The following is a 24,860-nucleotide window of genomic DNA, read 5'->3' as shown; positions in this document are numbered from 1 at the left end:
GCGTTAAAGCGTGATATATCTAACAGCAACTAACAGCCCAATCAGTAAGGGATATAAATACCATGGACTATTTCATCACGGGGGGCAGCGGCTTTATCGGTCGCCGGCTGATTAAAAAAGTGCTGCAGCGCCCGAATAGCCGGGTGCATTTCTTGATGCGTGCAGCCCATCTCGATCGGGTACCCGATCTGCTGGCCTACTGGGGGGTTGAGGCGGATCGCGCCATCCCCGTGGTCGGCGACATGACTCACCCTCTGCTCGGAGTGGGCAGTGCCGAGCTGGAGCCTCTCATCGGCAAGGTCGACCACTTCCTGCATCTCGCCGCCATTTACGATCTCAACGCCAAGGCGGGCATTCAGCAGCAGGTCAATGCCGAAGGCACCCGTCAGGCCTTGCAACTGGCCGAGCGACTCCAGGCCCGCTGTTTCCATCACTGCAGCTCCATCGCGGTGGCCGGTCTGTTCGACGGCTTGTTCCGGGAAGACATGTTTGATGAGGCCGAACACCTCGACATGCCCTATTTCCAGACCAAGCACGAGGCCGAAGGAATCGTGCGCAAGGAGAGCACACTGCCCTGGCGCATCTATCGACCCGGCATCGTGGTCGGTGATGCCAACACCGGCGAGATGGACAAGGTGGACGGCCCCTATTACTTCTTCAAGACCATCCAGAAGCTGCGCCGCATGTTGCCGCCCTGGATGCCCGCCATCGGGGTCGAAGGGGGACGCATCAACCTGGTGCCGGTCAACTTCGTGGTGGATGCCATCGATCACATCGCCCATCTGGAAGGGGAGGACAACAAGGCGTTCCACCTGACCGATTCCCACCCCATGCGGGTCGGCGACATGCTGAGCACCTTCTCCCGCGCCGCCCATGCCCCCGAGCCCGCCATTCGCATCAATGCGGCCCTGTTCAGCTTCATCCCCCGCCATCTGATGACCATGCTGATGGCGCTGACGCCGGTGCGGCGCATTCGCGATGCGGCGATTGCCGATCTGGGGCTGCCCAAGGACATCTTCCGGCTCATCAACTATCCCACCCGCTTCGACAACCGCGAAACCCAGCGGGTACTGAAGGGGACCGGCATCGAAGTGCCGCCGCTACACAGCTATGCCTGGCGACTGTGGGATTACTGGGAGCGCCACCTCGACCCCGAGCTGTTCATCGATCGTACCTTGCGCGGCCGGGTCGAGGGCAAGGTGGTGCTGATCACCGGTGCCACCTCCGGCATCGGCAAGGCCACGGCAAGAAAGCTGGCCGAGGCGGGTGCCAAGGTACTGACCATCGCCCGGGACGAGCACAAGATTGCCGAAACCCAGGCCGAGTTTGCCGAGCTGGGATTGACTCTGCAAGTCTATCAGGGGGATCTGGCCGATCTCGCCCAAGGGGAGGCGATCACCCGCCAGATCGTGGCCGAGCATGGCGGGGTGGACATCCTCATCAACAATGCCGGTCGCTCCATCCGCCGCGCCATCGAGGACTCCTTCGATCGCTTCCACGATCTCGAGCGCACCATGCAGCTCAACTACTTCGGCACCCTCAAGGTGATCATGGGACTGCTGCCCACCATGATCGAGAAGAAGAAGGGCCACATCATCAACATCTCCTCCATCGGGGTGTTGACCAATGCGCCGCGCTTCTCCGCCTACGTCGCCTCGAAATCGGCGCTCGATGCCTGGGTGCGCACCGCCGCCTCCGAGTTTGCCGACAAGGGAGTCAACTTCTCCATCATCAACATGCCGCTGGTGAAAACCCCCATGGTGGCGCCCACCAAGGTGTATGAGCAGGTGCCCATGATGACGCCGGAAGAAGCCGCCGATCTGGTGTGCGACACCATCATCAACAAACACGTGCGACTGGCTACCCGGCTCGGGGTGTTCGGCCAGGTGATCCATGCCCTGGCGCCGCGAGTGGCCCAGGTGATCATGAACACCAGCTTCCGCACCTTCTCCGACCCCAAGGAGGGCAACGAGTCCAAGGCCTCGGCGGATCAGATGGCGGTCTCCACCCTGATCAAGGGGATCCACTTCTAGGGGGAGCGACAACGAACTGAGGTAGCAAAAATGGAAAGGGCCTGCGCAATCAGGCCCTTTTCATTTGCGGCTGTGGGCGGGAGAGCAGGGTCAACAATAAGGCCGTGGTACGGCGGGAGTAGAGCAGGGAGAGGTGGCCGAGGGCGGCGAGCTCCACATCCTCCATCCCATCCAGTCGCTGGCGGGACTGGGGCAGCACGAAGTTGTCGTGGCTGGTGCGCACCGAGACTCCGGGCACGCAGAGCGGCACGGCGGCAAAGCGCTGCAACCAGCCTGAGCCTGGCTCCATCTCGCGGGCATTGTCGCCCAGTCCCAGAGTCGCCAGCTGGCTGCCCTGATGGGGGGTGGCCAGGGTGATGAGCTGCGTCACCTTGTCACCGCCCGCCACCGCCAGATAGTCGCGGCACACCAGCCCGCCCATGCTGTGGCCGATCAGCACCAGCTGCGACGCACCGGTGGCGGCCAACACCTCGTCGATGCGATTGGCCAAGAGCGGCACCATGTCGTCGAGATGGCCGAAGGGAGGGGTCAGGGTGACGGTCGCCACCGTGTAGCCGGCAGCCTCCAGTCTGGCTCGTTGCACCCGCCAGATGCCGCGACTGCAGCCATAGCCGTGGATCAGCAGCAAGGGCAGGGGGGAGGGCGTCAGCCTGTCGGGCGCCATCAGCCAGCGCTCGAGCGGCAGCAACCAGGTGAAGGTCAGCAGGTAGGCGGCTATCTCTCGCCCCACCATGGGCAACCATTCTCGCCAGCCGATGGCAGGCACCGGGTAGAAGCGAGAAAAGCCCCAGGTCAGCAGCACCACCAAGGTGCGCAGCCCCAACAGGGCAACCACCACGAACAGGATGGAGAGCGGGAGCGAGAGGCCGATGACCAGATGGGCGATGCCCCCAAGGAGCGTCACCTCAACCAGCAGCAGGATCAGGAGTTGCTTTGTGATCGTCATGGTCCAATCATCCGACCAGTCTGACATGGAAGTCAAATGACCCTTTCATCAATGTGATGACAGGCGCGCAATCACCCGTCGGCGCGCCAATCAAACACTTCTGCATGGGGTTATTTGCAATACTGTATATCCATACATATACTTGTAATCACTATCAGAAGGAGGACGCCGCTATGGCCGTTGAGATCAAATATGTTGTGGTACGTGGGGGAGTGGAGAAGATGACCTTTGCCAGCAAGAAAGAGGCCGATGCCTATGACAAGCTGCTGGACACTGCCGATGAGTTGATGCATTTGCTGGCGGGCGCGCCCGTTCGCCTTGAACCGGATCAGCAAGAGAGTCTGGCCTTCTACCTGGCCGAGCAGCGTGATCTGCTGCAAAACGTGCTGCGCGGGGCCAAGGGGCAGGGGAGCGGCAAGTCGGAGCCGCAAGAAGAGCAGAGCGAGTCGAGCAAACCAAAAGACAAATCCCTCAAGCGGGTAGCGTGAGGACGACACGGGGGAGGCTGCCCGTCACAGCATGAAAACAGCCTCAATTTATGCATCGATGAGAATTTTAAAGCATTTACATGGATATTTACCCCGAGAATTTTCCAACCAAGGTGCATATCCATTGAATAAATACACTATGCAGCATCAGCTGTTGATAGCGGTGCTGTTCGCTACACAGCATCGACGTTCCAGTCCCACGTGGTGCCGATAACCCCATTTATCGGCATCACCATCACGCAGGCCCCGAGCCGAGTCTCTCATCCACAAGCATCATCATGACCACTATGTTACTTCCACCCGCCATGCCGCTGTTCGATGGTCTGGCCTACCTGGAGGCGGGCAACCCTCAGGTCAATCAATACCTTGCCAACCTCAGCCTCAACGATGTGCCCGATGCCGGGTTGGTCTACGAGCTCGCCGTCGACTGGCTGCTGGAGCAGCGCAACAGCGAGAACAACTACAAAACCTATCGCAGCGAGCTGACCACGTTTTTGCACTGGTGCTTCGGCGAAATGCGCATCAGCCCCAAGGATCTGACTCGGCGCATCATGATGCGTTATCTCGATTACTGTCAGGCGCCGCCGCCGTCTCTGATTGCCTATCGCAACGTAGCCCAGTTCGTGCTCGACAAGGAGTGGGGAGAACGACTGCCCAATCCCCAATGGCGACCCTTCCTTGGCAAGCGGGAGCTGGGCCGCGAGTTGCCATACCGCCTCAGCGAACAGGCCATGAAGACCAAGCTCGCCATTCTGTCTGCCTTCTTCCAGTTCTTGATCCAGGAGGAGTACATGGACCGCAACCCGGCGCTGTTACTGCAACGAGTGAAGCGCTCAATTCAGCAGGAGCCGGACGACCATGGCCAGGCCTTCAGCGAGCTGCAGTGGTCCTATGTGATGCAGGCTGCCGACCTGCTGGCCGCCGAATCACCCGAGCAGCACGAGCGCAGCCGCTTCCTGATAAGCCTGATGTACGCCTGTTACCTGCGGATCTCGGAAGTGGCGGCAAGGCCAGGGTTTACCCCCGTCATGGGGCAGTTTCGCCGCGATGGTAAAACCGGTGTCTGGGGCTATTTCATTCCCCGCAGCAAGGGTGGCAAGCGCCGCACCGTGGCGGTGTCTCATGCCTTGCTCGAGGCCCTCAAACGCTATCGGACGTTTCTCGGCCTCTCACCATTACCGGTACCCGATGAGCAAACTCCGCTGTTTGTGCGCCACAAGGCTGCGGCACACGGCCGGGAACAAGGCGAGCTCAACGCCAACCTCGGGATCCGCCAACTGCGTGACCTGGTAATGAGCGTCATCCAGACCGCCGCCGGACTGGCAGAAAAAGATGGGTTTGTGCAGGACGGCGCCGAGATGCGCAACCTGACACCACACTCCATTCGTCATACCGGCATCACTCACGACATCAATCTCAACGGGCGGCCGTTATCACATGTGCAAGCCGATGCCGGCCACGACAGCATCGACACCACCTCCAAGTACCTGCACACCGGTAACAGCGAGCGCCATGAAAGTGCCAATCACAAACCGCTGGATCGGTTACACGACTAGGCCTTTAAAAATGAGAGATAACGAAAAGAAAAGTTCAGGAGCATGGCTGTGATGACCAGCGTTCTTTAACCGACATCACTCCGGATTCTTTCAAAACCTAACACCGCGCATAATGCATATTATGTTAAATTAAATATCTTGTTTCCTATCACCACCTATTGAACTGTGTATAATGGCAACAATTGATCCTATCTCCGACCGGATGTCTTAAGTGGCTGAATTAACATCAGAACAATTAAAACCTGTTTTTTCGATTGAACAGTTTCCTGCCCTCAGTGAACTCGAACCCATTCCCTTTGCCGCCTTGCAACCCAGAGCCATTTCCGGCATCAAGCGTCTCGCCAGTTTTGATGGTGACTGCCCGGTCATGTTGCTCAACGGTTTTCCCGGGGTGGATTATGAAGGCGTTTGCCAGACGCTGATCGCCGCTTCCAATGGCAAGGATGGCGACCTGTTCGATCTCTGCTACACCGAGAATCTGAACAATCCGTTCAAGCCCATCTGGCTGCGCCTGCAACCCGGCACCGGCTTCGAGTTCTGTGAAATGGTCGGTGAATTGCTCAAGCTGATGAGCCATCATCTGGATGCCGAGCGCCTGGTCACCCGCATCATGCGCAAACAGAACAACGATCCCAAGATCGATGACTTCCTCTCCGATCTGGCGGCGCACGTGGCTCAAGGGCTCGAATTCCAGCATCCGGTGCTCATCAACCTGCTGATCCACCATGAAGAGCAGGAAGCGCCGATCATCTATGGGCGGGATTTGAACTGGGATACCCTGTTTGGTTCCATCAACTATCAGACCGAGCAAGGCTCGGTTTATGCCAACCAGCACCTGCTGGAACCAGGTCTGCTGCGTCAGGCCAACGGTGGCTATCTGATTTTGCAGCTGGACGAGCTGCTGGACCAGCCCCATCTCTGGTTCAAGCTAAAGAATGCGATGCAAAAAGGTGAGCTGGACTGGAACGCCTATCAGGAAGGCAAGACCCTGACCCCCTTCTTCACCCCGGAAGCCACCCCCATCAAGCTCAAGCTGATCCTGGTCGGCGATCGGCTGGATGTGGCCGAGTTCCAGATGCAGGACCGCGACATGTCCGAGCGCATCTTCCTGCGTGCAGACCTGGTCTCCGAGGTGAACATTGAAGAGGATCTGCCCGATTATCTTCAATATCTGGCCTGGCTGCGCGAGCGCTGGGAGCTGCTGGACTTCACTCCGGCCGCCCTCGCCGCCCTTTGCCGCCACGCCAGCCGGCTGTGCGACCACCAGGAGTGGCTGTCGCTCTCCGAGGTGCAACTTTCTGCCATCATGCGCATGGCTGACAGCCTGGCACGCGAGCTGGAAGCGGACGTCGTCACCGACGAGCACATTCGCGGTGCGCTGGAAGAGCAGGATTACCGCCTCAACTATCTGGTTGAACAGTCAGACCAGGGCGTCATCGACGGCCAGATCCTGCTGCAGACCGACGGTGAAGAAGTGGGCCAGATCAACGGCCTCTCCGTCATTCAGGTCTCAGGCCATCCCTATGATTTCGGCGAGCCGGTGCGCCTCACCGCCACCGTGCATCTGGGGGATGGCGATGTGGCGGACATCGAGCGCAAAGCGGAGCTGGCCGGCCATATCCACGCCAAGGCAATGATGATCATCCACGGTTATCTCTCCAACAAGTTTGGGGCCGAGAACCCTTCCCCGCTTTCGGCCAACCTGGTGTTCGAGCAGTCCTACCATGAAATCGATGGTGACAGCGCCTCGTTGACCGGCCTGTGTGCCCTGCTCTCTGCCCTCGCCCGCCAGCCCATCTACCAGCACTTTGCGGTGACCGGCGCGGTCGATCAGTTCGGCAATGTGCAGGCCGTCGGCGGCGTCAACGAGAAGATCGAAGGCTTCTTCCGGGTGTGCAAGATCCACGGTCTCACCGGCAAACAGGGGATCCTGCTGCCCGGCACCAATGCCCAGCAGCTCAACCTGTCCGATGAGGTGATTGCAGCCGTCGAAGCCGGCCAATTCCATATCCATCCGGTGGATCATGTGGAAGAGGCCATCGAGCTGCTGACTGGTTGTGTTGCCGGTGAGCCGGATATGCCGGATACCCTGTTTGGCCGGATACAGCAGCGGCTGGATGAGCTCAACGGCACCGACATCATCAAGGGGGGCGTGCTGCGCCGCCTGCTTGGTCGAGTGTTCGGACGGTGAGAAAAGAAGTGATCGGAGTTGTTTAGCGAACAACTGTACGCTAAATTGGCCCGGCTTTGACCCATTTGAAGGATAAACAGCGTGACCGTAGACAATACCACCATTGATGCCCGCCTTTCCCTGTGTGAACAAGGCAAAGACTCGTTTACCCGTGAAGAGCTGCTCGCCTGCAGCCGTGGCGAACTGTTTGGTGAGGGTAACAGCCAGCTGCCCGCCCCCAACATGTTGATGATGGATCGCATCGTCAAGATCAATGACAACGGTGGTGAGCATGGCAAGGGCGAAATCCTGGCAGAGCTCGATATCACACCGGATCTCTGGTTCTTCGATTGCCACTTCCCGGGTGATCCGGTCATGCCTGGCTGTCTCGGTCTGGATGCCATGTGGCAACTGGTCGGTTTCTTCCTGGGCTGGAAAGGCGGCCCCGGCAAGGGTCGTGCACTGGGGGTTGGCGAGGTGAAATTCACCGGCCAGATCCTGCCGACCGCCAAGAAAGTGACCTACAAGATCACCTTCAAGCGCGTCATCAACCGCAAGCTGGTGATGGGGATCGCCGATGGCGTGGTGGAAGTGGATGGTCGCCCGATCTACAGCGCTACCGATCTGAAAGTGGGTCTATTCAAGGACACCACCGCATTCTAAGTCTGACCTTCAGGTCGAACTGAACAACGTAAAGGGGCCATCATGGCCCCTTTCCTTTTGCAATGAGTGATGAAGTACCGGCTACTTCATGAAGAGGCCTGAGCCCCGCCCTTCCATGGCATCACGCCAACCACCAAGCCAATGCCCACGGGCATCCAGGCATTGATACGGACACGCTTCTTTCTGTTTGCCGACCACGCCAGCCTGATAACCACGAGCACGAGCTCTTTCCAGACGGTCCCGTTTTTGTCTCTTCATCATCTACGACCCTCTTCCGTGGAACAAAAAAAGCGACCAATTTTTCATCGGTCGCTTTCATCTTTACCCCAGGGGGTCGGCAGGGTCAAACAAAAAATTTCATGCTATCTGGTCATTGTGACACAAGACACTGAACCGCATTAATTTTTAGTGACACAATTTTTTAGCGCTGGAAACGGCGCAGCCAGGCGAATGGCAGGGCCAGCAGAGTCAACCAGAACAGGCTGCCACCACCGCTGCCGCCATCCTGACCGGTCTGGTTGTTGACCGGTGCGTTGGCGACCACATAACCGGCCGGATCGTTGTTCTTGTAGTCGGTTACCACCGGCGCCAGCTTGACGCTGACCACGGTAGCATTGGTGCGGTTGTTCAGATCGCTCTCGCTGTTGTAGCGATAAGCCGTAGCCGCGACCGTACCGTTGCTGCTGATGCCGCTGGCATAAGCGATGTGGTAGTAGTAACCGTTCTGGGCACACTGCTTGGCACCCGCATCATCCAGACCACAGATGAGATCGTTCAGATACCAGTTGTTGCCGGTCGCAGCGTTGAGCAGGAAGCCTTCCTGCATGCGATTGGTGCCGTTGACCACGGGCTGGGTCTGATGACGGGAGTCACGCCAGCCAACCACCATGTTGTGGTTGTTGATGGCGGCCGCTTCCGAGCCGGAGCCGCTGAGCGGCTTGTCCTGCAGGGAAACCACGGCGGTGGTGGTCGGCGTGTTCAGGTTGAACACGAACATCTCGACCGGGCGGTTCTGGCCCTTGTTGATGCGATAGAGCTGGTTGCCGATCACATAACCGTTGTCGTTGACCCCCACGGCCCAGCTGTGTTGCAGCTTGGCGTCATCCTTGCCGGGCTCGCCTTCGGCCAGCGGGATGATCTGGGTAGTGCCTACCTTGCTGCCATCCAGATCCAGTGTCCAGTAAGCGGCCAGGTTGCGACCATCCAGGTAGTTGGTGCCGATCTCACCGGTGGAGGAGTACCCTACCCCGTACAGATTGCCGTTGAATTTACCCACCCCAAGCGCGGAGGCGGTCTGCACCACTTCGTTGCGGGCGCGGGCATACTCGTTGGCCTGCAGCAGCTTGTTGAATGTGCCGGTACTGTTGACCAGCCAGAAGCTGGCCTGGGTGTTGAGGCCCGGGCAGTAGCGGTAGTCGCCGTACTGGCCGTCGTTGCCGGCAAAGCACCAGTTGTAGGTTTCGGAGTTGACGGCAATGTTCTTGCCAGTGGCGGCGGTACCGGTCACCAGATACTGGCCGTTGTCCAGTTTCTTGATGCTGGTCGGCACGCTCAGGCTGTGAGTGCCGGCGCCGTCTTTCAGCTCGACGGGGTTGCCCTCCTCGACCACGGCGAAGGCAGTGCGCAGCTTGCCACTCATCTTGTAGCCCGCCCGGGTGCCGGGTACGTCGCCCAGGGCAGTCACCAGACCGTCGGTCTCGCCCAGCTGCACGTAACCTACGTTGTTGCGCTGGTCGACCCCGTCAAGGAAGTCACGACGCCACTGATAGGCGAAGTTGCTGTTGTCGTTCCAGAAGGAGTTGCAGACCGAGTTGGAGAGCATGCAGCCCTGCTCGAAACGGAAACGATCGACCAGGAAGTCGGCGAAACGCACGGTCGAGAAGTGTTCGGCCATGTTGTTCTTGGTATTGATCCCGATGAGCCCGTTGCCATCGCCGCTGATCCCGCTGGCGTAACCCTTGTCGGACGCATCGACAATGGTGAAAAAGGGACTTTGTGCCGCCTGGGCATGCAGGCTGGCGCTGACCAGAATGGCCAGCATGGATAATTGCTTTTTCATCTACTTCCTTAGTCCTGATGTTTCAACGCTTCCAACTCCTCCCAACGGGAGAAGGCTTGTTCCAATGCAGCCTCTGCTGCATTCAGGGCATCCAGTTTGGCTTGAGTCTGGTCGCTCGGCAGGGAGAAGAAACCGGGGTGGTTGATCTCGGTCTGCAGGGCATCCAGCTCTGCCTCCAGCTGTTCCAGTCGAGCCGGTAGATTATCCAGCTCCAGCTGCAACTTGTAAGAGAGCTTTTTGGCTTTTGTGGCAGCAGGCGCCGGCGCCACGACAGGCTCTGGCGTTTTGCTCTGCGCCTGTTTGGCGACTTGCTGCGCAGACTGCTGTGCCTGTTGTTGAGCGCGGGTGGCCATCATGTCGGCGTAACCGCCCACATAATCGCTGATCTGCCCGTCCCCTTCAAACAACCAGCAACCGGTCACGGTATTGTCGATGAAACGACGATCGTGGCTCACCAGCAACAGGGTGCCGGGGTAGTCCGCCAGCAGCTCTTCCAGCAATTCCAGCGTTTCGACATCCAGGTCGTTGGTTGGTTCATCGAGGATCAGTAAATTACTGGGCTTCAAGAACAATTTGGCCAACAGTAAACGGTTTTTTTCGCCCCCTGACAAGGCTTTCACCGGGGTGCGTGCCCGTTTTGGTTCAAACAGAAAGTCCTGCAGGTAACCGAGAATGTGGCGGGAGCGGCCGCGCACCATCACTTCCTGCTTGCCCTCCCCGACGTTGTCCACCACCGTCTTCTCGGGATCGAGCTGCTCGCGGTACTGATCGAAGTAGGCCACTTCCAGATTGGTGCCCCCCTTGACCGTGCCACGACTTGGGCTCAACTGGCCGAGCAGCAGCTTGATCAGAGTCGACTTGCCGCAACCGTTGGGGCCGACCAGCGCAATCTTGTCGCCGCGCAGCACCTGCAGATCCAGCCCCTGGAACAGGGTGCGATCACCAAAGTCCAGCCCCAGGCCTTCACTTTCAAATACCAGCTTGCCGGAGCGGCTTGCCTCATCCAGCTGCAGCTTGGCCTTACCCTGCAGTTCACGGCGCTGGGTCCGCTCCATCCGCATCGCCTTGAGGGCGCGCACTCGCCCCTCATTGCGGGTACGACGGGCCTTGATCCCCTGGCGTACCCACACCTCTTCCTGGGCCAGCTTGCGATCGAATTCGGCGTTCTTGAGCTCTTCGACCCGCAACCACTCCTCTTTCCCCTGCAGGTACTCGTCGTAGTTGCCGGGCCAGGAGGTGATCACGCCGCGGTCCAGATCGATGATCCGGGTCGCCAGCTTGTGGATGAATTCCCGGTCGTGGGAGATGAAGACGATGGCGCCGCGAAAATCCTTGAGGAACTCTTCCAGCCAGTTGATGGCATCGATGTCCAGGTGGTTGGTCGGCTCGTCCAGCAGCAACAGATCCGGATCGCAGGCCAGCGCGCGGGCCAGTGCCACCTTGCGCAGCCAGCCGCCGGAGAGGCTGTCGAGGGTCACGTCGGGGTCCAGACCCAGCAGGGTCAGCACCTGGTTGATGCGGGTCTCGAACTGCCAGCCATTCTGGTAGTCGAGCTGCTCCTGCAACTGGCTCATCTTGCGGATGTTGGCATCGGAGGCATCGTGTGCCAGCTCCATGGAGATATGGTGATACTGCTTGAGCAGCTCCCCTACCCCGGCCAGCCCTTCGGCGGCGTAGTCAAACACGGTGAGTTCGCTCGATGCGGGGGGATCCTGCTCGAGACGGGTCACTTTCAAATCTTGTTGCAGCACCAGACGGCCGTCATCGAGCGGCAGTTCGCCGGCGATGACCTTCATCAGGGTGGACTTGCCCGCCCCGTTGCGCCCCACCAGACAGAGGCGCTCGCCCCGCTCGATGGTGAGCTCGGCCTGATCGAGCAGCGGAAAATCACTGAACGACAACGATGCGCCGTGCAATGTCAAAAGAGCCATTCTTGTTCCTTATTGCTAATGAAAAAACGGGTGGCAGACTGGATCTCCCCCCGTTTCATCGTCAAATCGCCCGCTCACCCCTGCCTGGCAAGCCACGCTTGCAGCTCAGTCAGGGTGAAGGGCCAACCCAGTTCGCGCCCCGCTTCATCCCGCAATACCGGAATGCGGACCCGATAGGTTGCCAGCCACTGCTCATCATCCATGATGTCGCACTGGCGAGCATCGGCCGCAAGACCGGCCTGCTCCACCAGCGCCCACGCCTGTTCGCACAGGTGGCAACCGTCGGTGTGAAACAGGGTCAGCATCAGGCCTGGGCCTCCGCATGGGTGATGATCCAGCAGTTGTGGATATGCTGGTTGCGCTCGAAATCCTTGGGTCGAGTCTTGCCGGTGATGTTCTGGGCCTTGAGACCGATGGCCTCGAGACCGGCCAGATCCATCTTGAAGTGGCGCTTGTTGTTGGAGAACACCAGGGTGCCACCCGCGGCCAGCAGACGCTTCAGGTGCTGCATCAGCAGCAGATGATCGCGCTGCACGTCGAAGCTCTCGTCCATCCGCTTGGAGTTGGAGAAGGTGGGCGGATCGATGAAGATGAGGTCGTACTGATCGTCCGCCTCGGAGAGCCACTTCAGGCAGTCGGCCTGCACGAACTTGTGCTCTCGGCCCACCAGCGAGTTGAGGCGCATGTTGTCTTGTGCCCAGTTGAGGTAGGTGCGCGACATGTCCACCGTGGTGGTCTCGCTGGCACCGCCGAGCCCCGCGTGCACGGTGGCACTGCCGGTGTAGGCAAAGAGATTCAGGAAGCGCTTGCCCTTGGCCATCTGACCCAGCATGCGGCGGGTCTGACGGTGGTCGAGGAACAGACCGGTGTCGAGATAGTCATAGAGGTTGACCCACAGACGGGCGCCGTACTCCTGCACTTCCATCCGGTGCTGCTCTTCGGAGAGCTTCTGGTACTGCTGTTTGCCTTCCTGACGCTCGCGCACTTTCAGGATCACCTTCTCGCCATCCATGCCGGTCACCTTGATGGCGGCCTGCACCATGTCGAGCAGACGCTGACGGGTCTTCTGGGCGGGAATGTCTTTGGGCGCCGCGTACTCCTGCACCACCAGATAGTCCTGATAACGGTCGATGGCGGCGTTGTACTCCGGCAGATCGGCATCGTAGAGGCGATAGCAGTCGAGGTTCTCTTTCTGTGCCCACTTCTCCAGGGTCTTCAGATTCTTGCGCAGACGGTTGGCAAAGTCCTGCGCCACCTCTTTCTGGGAAGCAACGGAGTCCTGCGCAATCTGGTAGTTGCGCAGCTGACACTCGAGAGCCCCGTTGAACAGGCGGTATTGCTTGTCGGCGCGCAGACGCAGACAGCTCAGCAGCTCGGGGGATGCGGAAAGAATGGAGACTTTCCAGCCCTGGAAGCTGCGACGCAGGGCATCGCCGAGCGCCTGATGCACTTCCAGCAGTGCCGGGAACTCGCCAAGACGCTCGCCATAGGGCGGGTTGGAGATCAGCATGCCGACCTGACGAGCCTCCCCTTCCACTGCCGGCATCGGCAGCGGGTTTTCCAGCGCGGTGACATCGGCCTGTTTGAAGGTGATGAGATGGGCCACGCCGGCGGCTTTGGCGTTGTCGCGCGCTTTGAGCAGCACGCGGCTGTCGGCATCGCAACCAAACAGCTTCACCTCGCAGCGCTGCATGCCGCGCTTGGCCCGTACCTGAGCCTCCATCAGCAGGCTCTGCCACAGCTCGCTATCGTGCTGCAGCCAACGATCGAACCCGAAGCGCTCGCGGCGCAGGGCCGGTGCCATGTCGGCGGCGATAAAGGCGGCTTCCACCAGCAGCGTACCGGAACCACACATGGGGTCCATCATGGGCTCGCCGGCCCAGCCGCTACGGGCAATCATGGCGGCGGCCAGGTTCTCTTTGAGCGGCGCCTCGCCGGTGCCCTGACGGTAGAAACGCTGGTGCAGCGCGGGGCCTGACAAGTCCAGCGTGATATTAGCCTTGCCCTTGCCCAGGTGCGCCATGATGCGAATATCCGGCGACTTCTTGTCCACGTCAGGACGCACGTGACCGCGCTTGGTAAAGCGATCGACGATGGCATCCTTGATCTTCAGGGCACCGTACTGGGTATTGCGAATGGCCGGATTGGTACCGGTAAAATCCACCGCAATGGTGGAGGTACCGGAGAAGTGCTCTTCCCAGGGAATGGTGTGAGCACCCAGATAGAGATCCAGGTCGTCATTCATCTGGAATTCGGACAGCACCAGCACGATGCGGGAGGCGAAACGGCTCCACAGACAGGCCTTGTAGCCAATGGCCAGTTCGCCTTTGAAATGCACGCCAGCCACGGTCTCACGGACCTGCTCTGCGCCTAGGTTGGTCAGCTCGACGGCCAACAGGTTTTCCAGCCCTTTTGGGCAGGTTGCAAAAAATTCTTTCATCACGCTCACGGGGAACCCATAAAAATAGTGCCGCATTATACCTTAAGCCGCGATCCGGAGCAGCAAAAGCTTGCCAGTGACGACATAAACCGAGGGTATCTGACATGCGCCGCCTCCGACCTTTTGGCCGTTCTGGCGAGACATGCGCGCAGGAAGGATCTGACGAATAAAAAATGTACCAACCGCTCGACAAGTTCAAACAATAACCTGGTGCACTCCGGCATCTCTTATTGGCGCGGCATTACCTTGTTGAGGCAGCAACCATATATGACATGGCCATGGTCAGGAATAGGTGAGCTGTCCCGCTGCCATATCTGACAGGCGTCAAACAAGACTCAACTCGTTATTATTCCCACGACAGAGCAAGTCCTTTCTGTAAACCCCGTGTTTGGCTCTCCCGTTATCGTCCGTAAACGGGAGGGCTATTTTTTTCCTCCTCTCTCTGTTCATATCGCTATTGTCCGACTGTCACATCTATCAGGTTTCAAGAGAAACTACAGGATTTAGAATAACCCAGTGTTGTTGATACAACCGCTTATTCCTCCTGTAGTGTGTGTTTACCGCCCTCTTATCAAATTGATCGGAGGGCATTTTTTACACAAAAGCAGTCGCCTGAAATAATCAAGGCTAATGATAGGAACAGAATGGGGACGAGTGAGTGTTCATCAGGATGAACCGAATGAGAGGATAAAGGCTTGCTATAAAATAACCCGAGGTTCAACTCACCTGGCGATATTGCGCCTGTGCCACCGGCCTTGGGCTCATGCGATTGTTCATCACCTTGATGACGCCAAAACGGGGCAGTGTCTTGCTGGTGGTCAATATCAGATCGTCAGTCAGGTTTAAACAGACGCTGGCCTGTTCACCGGCTTCGATCACCAGAAACTCCCCTTTGCCGTGTGGGGTGCCCATGCACACCAGTGCACCGGTTTCGGGAATAATGGAGGGGTGGGTTTCCCCAAAGAACCAGCTTTGTGGCATCAGGGGTTTGTAAAAGCGGCTGACGGCGATGGCATTGAGTACCAGCTGAACCTGATGTGGTACGCTCCACTCCAGTTCGGCAACCCTGTCCATCAGCTGATAATAGAGCGCTGCATCATCCACGCAAAAAGGCTGGGTGGTGAAGGAGCTGGGCACCAATTGTCGCCCTTTATATTCGGTGGCGAAGATCATGCGATCGGATAAATCCAGCATCAGACGATCATCATGAGCATCATAATGCCACTGCCAATTGTCATTGGGTTGGATACACATGCAGGTGCCCTTACTGAAAGTCGTTACTCGACTTTATTCCATGTCGAGAATTTCAGCAACTTTAAATAAAGGGCACCGATTTATTTCTTATATATGGGTCACAATCTCTTTGACCAGATCAGGGCCCTTATAAATAAAGCCGCTGTAAATCTGGACCAGACTGGCACCCGCTGCCAGCTTCTCGCGGGCCGCCATGGCACTGTCGATGCCACCGACGCCAATAATTGGCAGCGCACCATCCAGTGCCTTGGCCAGCTGGCGGATCACTTCGGTGCTCTTGTGCTGCAAAGGACGACCGCTGAGGCCACCCGCTTCAGCGGCATGGGGCATGTCATAAATCATGTCGCGCTCAAGGGTGGTATTGGTGGCAATGACCCCATCAATGCCATTTTTTATCAAGGATGCGGCCACCTGATTAATTTCATCCGGGGTCAAATCCGGCGCAATTTTAACGGCCAGTGGCACGTATTTCTTATATTGCGCGGCCAGCTCCTGCTGACGAACCTTGAGGGCAGCCAACAGTTCATCCAGCGCATCGCCATATTGCAGTGAACGCAACCCCGGCGTATTGGGAGAAGAGATATTGACGGCAATATAACCGGCATGGTCATACACCTTGTCCATGCAGATCAGGTAATCATCCTTGCCCTGCTCGATGGGGGTGTCCTTGTTCTTGCCGATATTGATGCCGATCACCCCCTGATATTTGGCTTTCTTGACCTGGGCAACCAGATGGTCGACCCCTTTGTTGTTGAAGCCCATCCGGTTGATGATCCCCTCTGCCGGAATAACCCGGAACAGACGCGGCTTGTCATTGCCGCTCTGGGGTCTGGGGGTGACGGTACCGACCTCGATAAAGCCGAACCCCATGGCCCCGAAGGCATCGATACACTCGCCATCCTTGTCCAGACCGGCCGCCAGACCCACCGGATTGGCAAAAGAAAGCCCCATGACAGTGACGGGGCGTTTGGGCAAGGAGTGGCGGAAGAAACAATCAAGCGGCGTACCGAGAAGGCGGGGCAAATATTTGATGGAGAGATCGTGCGCCTGTTCCGGGTTGAGCTTGAACAGGAAATGCCTGGCGAGAGGGTACAGCATGTTTGCTCCTTAAAAAAAGCCCCGGCAACTGGCCGGGGCTTTGGGTGTGATACCGCTGTCATGCCTTAACTGGCAATCACAGTGCTCGGCAATTCAACTGGAGCAGGTTCAACTCCCGCAAGGCCACCGAGAACTTGGCGAACTCGTGGGTACTGGTGGTCTTGAAGTCGGCCAACATGTGGGTCCAACGGGACAAGAGTTGCTCATGCTCCGAAATCCAGTCGGCCAGTATGGTAGCGCATTCTCCCTGATCTTTGCACCCTTCCAGCACCACGGAAGTGAGGCTCCGCTGCTGCCAGTCCAGATCTTCGCGGAAGGAGGCCCGCGCCATCGCCTGCCAGTGGTTGCCCACCGGTTGATGGTTGATCTGGTCGAGGAACCAGTGCAGATCCAGCTTGGCGCCGAGACGGTAGTAGACGTTGGCGGCACGCAGGATGTCGGTCTTGTGCTCCGCGGCGATCTGCGCCAGATCCAGGCTGGAGAAGAGGCTGCTCATGTGGGCCACCTGACGGGCGATGGCTTGTGGCACTTGCTTAGCCACCAACGCTGCGACCGCCTGCTGGTGTTCGGCCACTTCGCTCTCGTCCATCACCTCGTAGAGGTGTTGCCCCAGCGTCTCGAAGGCCGGGCGGAAGAAGGCGATGTTCTCGCTGATGCTCCAGCTGCGATTGCGGGCGCGCAGGAACCAGCGGGTGGCGCGGCGCACGATGCGACGGCTGTAGAACATCAGCTCGAGCTGGGTCTCTGCCCCCACCAGGTTGTCGCACCCTTCGATGTCGCGCCACAGCTGGTTGAGGCCGAATACCTCGCGGGCCATGGCAAAGCAGCAGGCCACTTCCGCCACCGAGGCTCCGGTCTCGTCCTTCATCCGGCTGGCGAAGTTGAGCCCCATGTCGTTGACCAGCATGTTGGCCACCCGGGTCGCGATGATCTCGCCGCGCAGCGGATGCTGGGCCAGTGCCGCCCCGAACTGCTGCTGCAGCTTGGCCGGGAAGCTGGTCACCAGCATGTTGGCGAGGAAGGGCTCGTCGGTCACTTCCGGGCAGTTGAGCTGCTCTTTCAGTACCATCTTGCCATAGGCCACCAGCACCGCCAGTTCGGGACGGGTCAGCCCCTGCCCCGCCGCCATCCGCTCGGAGAGCTCCTCGTCGGAGGGCAGGAACTCCAGGGCGCGGTCCAGCTTGCCTTCCCGCTCCAGCCCCTGGATGAAACGCTGCTGCTCCTTGAGCTGCTCGGCGCCGCGGAAACTGGTCACCGAGATGGACTGGGACTGGCGATAGGCGTTGGTGATGACAATCTGCGCCACGTCGTCGGTCATCTCATAGAGCATCTGATTGCGCTGCTTGAGGGTCAGGTCACCGGCCGCCACCAGCTGGTTGAGCAGGATCTTGATGTTCACCTCGTTGTCGGAGCAATCCACCCCGCCCACGTTGTCGGTGAAGTCGGTGTTGATGCGACCGCCCTGGCTGGCGTACTCCACCCGGCCCAGCTGGGTAAAGCCGAGGTTACCGCCCTCACCCACGATGCGGGCCCGCAGATCGCGGCCATTGACCCGCAGCACATCGTTGCTGCGATCGCCCACTTCGGCATCGCTCTCGCGGGAACTCTTCACATAGGTGCCGATGCCGCCGTTCCACAGCAGATCGACGTTCAGGCAGAGCAGCGCCTTGATCAGCTCGTTCGGCGCCATGCTGGCCTTGTCGGTACCGAGCAGGGTCTGGATCTCGGGGCTCAGCTTGATGGACTTGGCCGAGCGCAGGAAGATGCCGCCCCCTTGTGATATCAGCTCCCGGCTGTAGTCATCCCAGCTGGAGCCGGGCAGCTCGAACAGGCGCTTGCGCTCGACGAAGCTTTTGGCCGCATTGGGGGTCGGGTCGATGAAGATGTGCATGTGGTTGAAGGCGCCCACCAGCTGGGTGTGCTCGGAGAGCAACATGCCGTTGCCGAACACGTCCCCCGCCATGTCGCCGATGCCGACGCAGGTGAAGTCGGTGGTCTGGCAGTTGACGCCGATCTCGCGAAAATGCCGCTTGACCGATTCCCAGGCGCCGCGGGCGGTGATGCCCATCTTCTTGTGGTCATAGCCGACCGAGCCGCCGGAGGCGAACGCATCGCCCAGCCAGTGGCCGTATTCGAGGCTTATCTCGTTGGCGATGTCGGAGAAGGTCGCGGTGCCCTTGTCGGCAGCCACCACCAGGTAGTAATCATCCTCGTCGTGACGCACCACGGATTTCGGCGGGATCACCTCGCCGCCGATGATGTTGTCGGTCACATCGAGCAGGCCGCGGATAAACAGGCGATAGCAGGCCTTGCCCTCTTCCTGGATGGCGGCACGGGGGGCGCCTGCCGGCATCTGCTTGCAGTAGAAGCCGCCTTTGGCGCCGACCGGCACGATGACGGTGTTCTTCACCTGCTGGGCTTTTACCAGACCCAGCACTTCGGTACGGAAGTCCTCCTTGCGATCGGACCAGCGCAGACCGCCACGGGCCACCTTGCCCCAGCGCAGATGTACCCCTTCCACCCGCGGCGAGTAGACGAAGATCTCGAACTTGGGCAGCGGCAGCGGCATGTCGGTGATGCTGGAGGGGGCCAGCTTGAAGGAGATGTAGGGCTTGATGTTGCCCGCCTTGTCCAGCTGGTAGTAGTTGGTGCGCAGGGTGGCGTCGATCATCTCCACATAGCGGCGGATGATGCGATCGTCATCTAGGTTGGCGACCTGATCCAGCTTGGCGGCAAGCTGCTCGTGCAGCTTGGCGGATGCCTTGGCATCTTGCGATGGCACCTTGGCGTCCTGCTTGCCGGCCGGGTCCAGGCGTTGTTCGAACAGGGTGAACAGCAGCTGGGCGATATCCGGGTAGCGGGTCAGGGTCTCCTCGATATAAGACTGGCTGAAGGAGACGCCGGTCTGACGCATGTATTTGGCATAGGCGCGCAGCACCGAGACCTGGCGACCGGTGAGGCCAGCTCCCAGCACCAGGCGGTTGAAGCCGTCATCTTCCAGCTGCTTGTTCCAGATGGCCGCGAAAGCCTGCTGGAAGCGCTGCTGGCTCTGCTCCAGATCGAACGGCTGCTCGCCATGCAGCAGCATGGAGAAATCGAGGATCCAGAAGATGTCGCCCGCCGGGGTGCGCACCTGATACGGAGTTTCGCCAATGACGCGCAGCCCCATGTTTTCCAGCATCGGCAGCACATCGGAGAGGTGGATGGGTTCGGTGCGGTGGAACAGTTTGAGGCGGACCCGGCGATCGTTCTCTTCTTCCTGAGCGCGATAGAACAGCATGCCGAGCGGATTGGCTTCGCTCAGGTTGTCCAGCTCCATGATGTCGGCCACGGCGGAACCCGGCAGCACATCTTCCTTGTAAGCGCGAGGGAAGGCGGTACTGAAACGGCGGCGCAGTTCGTTGCCGCGGGCTTCACCGTAGTGAGAGAGCAGCACGGAGTTGAGGCGATCATCCCAGCTGCGGGCCGCTTCAATCAGGTTGTTCTGTACTTCGTTCACATCCACATCCACGTTGTTGTTGTTGACCCGCACTATGTAGTGGGTCCGTGCCAGCACGCCCTCGGTGAAGTAGACGTTGAACTCCACCTCTTCGCTGCTGCCAAAATACTTTTGCAGGATCTGCTGGGTCTTGACCCGCAGCGCCGTGTTGTAGCGCTCCTTGGTGACATAGACCATGCAGGAGAAGAAACGGCCGTACACGTCGCGGCGCACGAACAGGCGCAACATGTCGCGCTCCTGCATCTCCAGCACGCCAAGACCGGTGGCCAGCAGCTCCTCTTCACGGGCCTGGATCAGCTCGTCGCGCGGGTAGGTTTCCAATACGTTCAGCAGCGCCTTGTAGGCGTGGGAGCCCTTCTCGTGACCGGAAGCGGCCATGATGTGCTCGAGACGGTGACTGATGAGCGGGATCTGGGTCGCGCTGGTGTTGTAGATGGAGGAGGCATACAGGCCGATGAAGCGATCCTCTCCCACCACCTTGCCGTGCTCGTCGAAGCGCTTGATGCCGATGTAGTCCACATAAGCCGGGCGATGCACCCGCGACTTGCTGTTGGACTTGGTGAGGATCAGCAGGTCGGAGCTCAGCGCCGCGTGACGGGCACTGGCCGGCATGTTGCCAAGGCGCTGACCCACTTCCTTGATGGAGTTCTTCATCAGACCCAGGCTGGAGTCGGCCTGGGGCAGGATCTCGTGATCCCCCTCCACCGCCTTGACGTCGTAGCGGCGGTAGCCCATCAGGGTGAAGTTATGGGCGGCCACCCACTTGAGGAAGGCAACACAAGAGTCCACTTCGGCCTGACTGACCGGGTTCTTGCGTTTGGGCAGTTCGTCGATGATCTCGTTCAGGCGCGCCAGCATGGGCTGCCAGTCACCGACTGCCAGGGCCACTTCACCGGCCACCGAGTTGAGCTCGGCGGTCAGCCCTTCCATCTGCTCCTCGCTGGTGAGGTGATCGATTTCGATGAGGAAGGCGGTCTCGACCGAGGTCTGTTCGGCACTGTTGTCGAGATCCAGAATGGCGCTGATCTTGCCCTCATTGCCGCGAATGAGGTGCAGCGGCTGGTGCAGCATCATGTGCGCCGTGATGCCCCGGCGCTTGAGCGCCATGCGGATGGAGTCCACCAGGAAGGGGGAGTCCTGCAGGATGATCTCGACGATGGTATGGGGAGACTGCCAGCCATGGCGGGTCAGCTCGGGATTGTAGACCCGGATATAGGGGGAGGTCGAGGTGCGCTGATTGAGCGCATTCCACAGGCTGAGCGCGGCGCCATAGAGATCGCTGTCATTGCGATCGTGCAGATCGGTGCTCGCCATGTTGCCGTAGAACTTGGCGACGAAGCACTCGACCAGGGAGGCACTCTTCTTGGGCAACTTCTGATGGATCAGGCTGAGAACGTTTTCGAGCAGAACTGAGGTAGGGGCGTCTTTCAATGCCATTTCTATATTCCTTATCGGACGACATTAACCACCGACACAGAGACATCCACCCTGGATGCCAACCGGTACAGAGTTGCTGCGAAGTGTAATGTCTTGGATCAAGGAAGGCGAGCAAAGGTGATAATGAGTTGTTAAAAACAAGGGTCAGATCACGCCTTAAGCTGTGAAATATTTTGCCGTTCAGGCAAAAAACAGAAAATCCCACTGGATGGTTACGGATTTACCGGATAGATAGTGACTGAAAGCAGTGAATTGCGCGGAAATATGTTCAAGTTTTGTTAATTTATGCGTTCGAGGCTGATAAAGCGATAATCGTCCTGGGTTTTGAGGCGAAAATAGCCATGTACCCCGCTGATGGCGACAAAAGGCCGGATTTTCTCAATGCCCAGCTCCAGGGTCAGCCCCTGCTCGCTGCGTACCACCAGCCGTTTGGCATGGCCCTGATACATCAGCATAACCTCGTCGTGGCTCAGGGACAGGCGAAAGGTAAACTGCTTCACGATGACTCCTCTGGTCTGATAAACGGCCCGAGTGTTGAAAGGGTGGGAGATGGCTCCCCCACCCCGTCGGGTTTACTGCTGCAGTGCCTTGCTCACCTTCTCGAACAGATCCCGTGCCAGCCCCTCGAGGTTGGCCAGACGGGTCAGCTCGGTGCGGATCAGCGCCTTGCGCCCCTCATCGAGCCGCTTGAACTGGATGAGCGGGGTGATGAGGCGGGAGGCCACCTGCGGATTGACCTCGTTGAGCTCGATCAAGAGATCGGTCAGGAAGCGGTAGCCGCGACCATCGCGCGCATGGAACTGCACCTGGTTGTTCATGGCAAAACTGGCCACCAGCGCCCGCAGCCGGTTCGGGTTGCGGATGCTGAAGGTGGGATGCGCCATCGCCTGCTTCACCTCCTCCAACACGTCTTCCGCCGGCTTGGAGCCCACCAGTCGCAACCAGTTGTCCAGCACCAGCCCGTCCTTGGCCCACTTGCCTTCGAAATCGGCCAGCAGCTCGGAGCGGCACGGCAGCAGATGGCTGTTGGCCACCTGCAGCACCGCCAGGGTATCGGTCATGTTGTCGGCGGTGGCATATTGCTGGCGTACCAGCAGATCGGCACTGCCGGCGTCAAGCGCCGCCAGATAGCCCAGCACCACGCCCTTGAGCGCCCGCTTGGCCATGTCGGCGTGCACCACCTGATACGCCGGCAGGCGCAGCGACTCATAGCTGCTCGTCAGACGGGCACCGAAGGCGTGGGCCAGCGAGGTGTGGATCTCGTTGCGCACCTGATGGATGGCATCGATGTCGGCCACCTCGAACAGCTCGGCCAGGGTCGCCTCACCCGGCAGCGCCAGGATCTCCGCCTTGAGGGCCGGGTCCAGATCGCCGTCATCCAGAATGGCAACAAAGGCCGCCAGCAGGGTCTGAGAGAGCTCAACCCCCTGCCCGTGCTGCACCCGGGCCACGCCGTCGATGACTGCCTTGTTGATCAACATCTGCGCCGCATCCCAGCGAGCAAACTCGTTGCGGGCATGGCGCATCAGGAAGGCCAGCGCCTCGTCGCTGTAGTCAAAATGCAGCTTGACCGGGGCCGAGAAGTCCCGCAGCAGGGAGGGCACCGGCTTGACCGCCACCCGATCGAAGACGAAGGTCTGCTGTGCTTCCAGCACATCGAGTACATTGCCGATGGCTTTGCCCTGATACTGCAGCGGGATGACGGCCCCTTGCTCATCATAGAGTTCGATGTCGAGCGGAATATGCAGCGGCAGTTTTTGCGGCTGATCCAGGGTCGGCAGGGTGTGCTGGCTCACGTGTAGACGATAGACGCCGCTTGCGGCATCGTACTCGTCGGTCACGGTGAGCTCGGGAGTGCCGGACTGGCTGTACCAGCGGCGGAAGCGGCCGAGATCCACCCCGGAGGCATCTTCCATCGCCTGCACGAAGTCATCACAGGTGACCGCCTGGCCGTCAAAGCGCTCGAAATAGAGGCGCATGCCCGCCTGGAAGGCGGCCTCACCCAGCAGGGTGTGCAGCATGCGGATCACTTCCGAGCCCTTCTCGTAGACGGTCAGGGTGTAGAAGTTGTTCATCTCGATCACCACATCCGGGCGGATCGGGTGTGCCATGGGGCCGGCATCTTCGGCAAACTGCGGGCCCCGTACGGTGCGCACGTTATTGATGCGATTGACCCCGCGCGAGCCCAGATCGGAGGAGAACTCCTGATCCCGGAACACGGTCAGCCCCTCTTTCAAGCTGAGCTGGAACCAGTCGCGGCAGGTGACGCGGTTGCCGGTCCAGTTGTGGAAGTATTCGTGGCCGATCACCCGCTCGATACCGTGGTAGTCGCTGTCGGTGGCGGTAGCCGGGTTGGCCAGCACGAACTTGGAGTTGAAGATGTTGAGCCCCTTGTTCTCCATGGCGCCCATGTTGAAGAAGTCCACCGCCACGATCATATAGATGTCGAGGTCATACTCGAGGCCGAAGCGCTGCTCGTCCCAGCGCATGGAGTTGATGAGGCTCTCCATGGCGAAACCGGCGCGGTCCAGGTTGCCCTTGTCGACGAAGATCTCGAGGGCCACCTTGCGGCCGCTCTTGGTGACGTAATGGCTGCGTTCCACATCGAAGTCCCCGGCCACCAGGGCAAACAGGTAACTCGGTTTGGGGAAGGGATCCTGCCACTGCACGAAGTGACGGCCGTCACCCAGATCGCCGCTGTCGACCTTGTTGCCGTTGGAGAGCAGGAAAGGGAACTGGGATTTGTCGGCGGTGATGCGGGTGCTGTAACGGGCCAGAATGTCGGGCCGGTCCAGGTAATAGGTGATGCGGCGAAAGCCCTCCGCCTCGCACTGGGTGCAGTAGGCGTCGCCGGACTTGTAGAGTCCTTCCAGCGCGGTGTTGGCGGCCGGATCCAGCAGGGTCACGATGGTCAGTACGCACTCGGCGGGCAGGTTGAACAGGGTCAGGCTGCTCTCGCCCTGCTCGTACTGGGTGAAGGGCACTCCGTCCACGCTGACGCTGTGCAGGGAGAGACCCTCCCCATCCAGCACCAACGGTTCATTGTGCTCGCCGTTGCGCCGCAGACGGGAGATGGCGGTCACCTGGGTCAGCGGCTCCTGCAGTTGAAAGTCGAGATCGATGCTGTCGATCCAGTAGAGCGGAGCCCGGTAATCCTGGCGATATTTGGCCGTCATGGCCTGGGAGTGATCGGTCATTATTGTTTGCTTCCACGCTTGTAATTGACGTGTCAGAGGCTGTCACAACCGGTTGGCAGGGTCAAATAGTTTGCATTCAGGTAAAAGAA

At 59.4% G+C, this 24,860-nt stretch carries 16 protein-coding genes; 5 read left to right on the top strand and 11 right to left on the bottom strand.

From position 1 onward, the window contains the following. Positions 1–62: 62 nt before the first annotated feature. On the top strand, positions 63–2,033 hold the full coding sequence (locus OKB87_RS00880) for an SDR family oxidoreductase (protein ID WP_029300896.1): 1,971 nt from the start codon (positions 63–65) through the stop codon (positions 2,031–2,033). A gap of 49 nt (positions 2,034–2,082) precedes the next feature. Here OKB87_RS00880 and OKB87_RS00875 read toward each other — a convergent pair whose 3' ends face one another. Continuing rightward, positions 2,083–2,979, bottom strand: a complete 897-nt coding sequence (locus OKB87_RS00875) for an esterase/lipase family protein (RefSeq protein ID WP_270826144.1) — start codon at positions 2,977–2,979, stop codon at positions 2,083–2,085. A 173-nt stretch (positions 2,980–3,152) separates the two neighbouring features. On the opposite strand from OKB87_RS00875, the gene OKB87_RS00870 reads away from it, so the two are divergent. From OKB87_RS00870 to fabA, 4 genes are all read left to right on the top strand, one after another. Continuing rightward, positions 3,153–3,467 carry a YebG family protein gene (locus OKB87_RS00870; protein WP_118881240.1) on the top strand — a complete coding sequence of 105 codons (315 nt, stop codon included), beginning with the start codon at positions 3,153–3,155 and terminating at the stop codon, positions 3,465–3,467. A gap of 278 nt (positions 3,468–3,745) precedes the next feature. Next, positions 3,746–5,023, top strand: a complete 1,278-nt coding sequence (locus tag OKB87_RS00865) for a tyrosine-type recombinase/integrase (protein ID WP_270826143.1) — start codon at positions 3,746–3,748, stop codon at positions 5,021–5,023. A gap of 211 nt (positions 5,024–5,234) precedes the next feature. After that, the gene (locus OKB87_RS00860; protein WP_270826142.1) at positions 5,235–7,214 is read left to right on the top strand and encodes a Lon protease family protein; all 1,980 of its coding nucleotides are present in this window, start codon (positions 5,235–5,237) and stop codon (positions 7,212–7,214) included. 81 nt (positions 7,215–7,295) lie between these two features. Next, positions 7,296–7,856 (top strand): 3-hydroxyacyl-[acyl-carrier-protein] dehydratase FabA, encoded by a 561-nt coding sequence (gene fabA / locus OKB87_RS00855; protein WP_016350690.1) that lies wholly within the window; start codon positions 7,296–7,298, stop codon positions 7,854–7,856. 81 nt (positions 7,857–7,937) lie between these two features. Here fabA and rmf read toward each other — a convergent pair whose 3' ends face one another. The 10 genes from rmf to pepN form a co-directional block, all read right to left on the bottom strand. Then, complete coding sequence (rmf, locus tag OKB87_RS00850; protein WP_005315693.1) at positions 7,938–8,117, bottom strand: ribosome modulation factor; 180 nt, start codon at positions 8,115–8,117, stop codon at positions 7,938–7,940. A 160-nt stretch (positions 8,118–8,277) separates the two neighbouring features. After that, positions 8,278–9,915 (bottom strand): DUF3466 family protein, encoded by a 1,638-nt coding sequence (locus OKB87_RS00845; protein WP_201902828.1) that lies wholly within the window; start codon positions 9,913–9,915, stop codon positions 8,278–8,280. A gap of 8 nt (positions 9,916–9,923) precedes the next feature. Beyond that, a complete protein-coding gene (gene uup / locus OKB87_RS00840) occupies positions 9,924–11,846 on the bottom strand; it encodes an ATP-binding cassette ATPase Uup (RefSeq protein ID WP_045526530.1) in 1,923 nt (640 codons plus the stop codon). Positions 11,847–11,920: 74 nt separating this feature from the next. After that, entirely contained in the window at positions 11,921–12,151 is a 231-nt protein-coding gene (locus OKB87_RS00835) for a glutaredoxin family protein (RefSeq protein ID WP_124251353.1), read from the bottom strand. Next, positions 12,151–14,322, bottom strand: coding sequence for a bifunctional 23S rRNA (guanine(2069)-N(7))-methyltransferase RlmK/23S rRNA (guanine(2445)-N(2))-methyltransferase RlmL (gene rlmKL / locus OKB87_RS00830; RefSeq protein ID WP_252377171.1), 2,172 nt, complete (start codon positions 14,320–14,322; stop codon positions 12,151–12,153). Before rlmKL ends, OKB87_RS00835 begins: the two co-directional genes overlap by 1 nt. Positions 14,323–15,003: 681 nt before the next feature. Further along, positions 15,004–15,540: a cell division protein ZapC gene (locus OKB87_RS00825; RefSeq protein ID WP_041218016.1), complete on the bottom strand. Its 537-nt coding sequence runs from the start codon at positions 15,538–15,540 to the stop codon at positions 15,004–15,006. Between the two features lie 87 nt (positions 15,541–15,627). Next, positions 15,628–16,638 carry a quinone-dependent dihydroorotate dehydrogenase gene (gene pyrD, locus OKB87_RS00820; RefSeq protein WP_029300913.1) on the bottom strand — a complete coding sequence of 337 codons (1,011 nt, stop codon included), beginning with the start codon at positions 16,636–16,638 and terminating at the stop codon, positions 15,628–15,630. 76 nt (positions 16,639–16,714) lie between these two features. Continuing rightward, entirely contained in the window at positions 16,715–21,574 is a 4,860-nt protein-coding gene (locus OKB87_RS00815) for an NAD-glutamate dehydrogenase (protein WP_270826141.1), read from the bottom strand. A 278-nt stretch (positions 21,575–21,852) separates the two neighbouring features. Continuing rightward, complete coding sequence (locus OKB87_RS00810; RefSeq protein ID WP_005300804.1) at positions 21,853–22,074, bottom strand: DUF2835 domain-containing protein; 222 nt, start codon at positions 22,072–22,074, stop codon at positions 21,853–21,855. Between the two features lie 72 nt (positions 22,075–22,146). Continuing rightward, on the bottom strand, positions 22,147–24,771 hold the full coding sequence (pepN, locus tag OKB87_RS00805) for an aminopeptidase N (protein ID WP_270826140.1): 2,625 nt from the start codon (positions 24,769–24,771) through the stop codon (positions 22,147–22,149). Between the last annotated feature and the right edge of the window lie 89 nt (positions 24,772–24,860).

It is taken from the genome of Aeromonas sp. Y318-1 (assembly GCF_027706125.1).
In the GTDB taxonomy this organism is placed as follows: Bacteria; Pseudomonadota; Gammaproteobacteria; order Enterobacterales; family Aeromonadaceae; genus Aeromonas; species Aeromonas hydrophila.
Note: the sequence above shows the minus strand (reverse complement) of the source record. Positions and strands in the feature narration are given on the sequence as shown.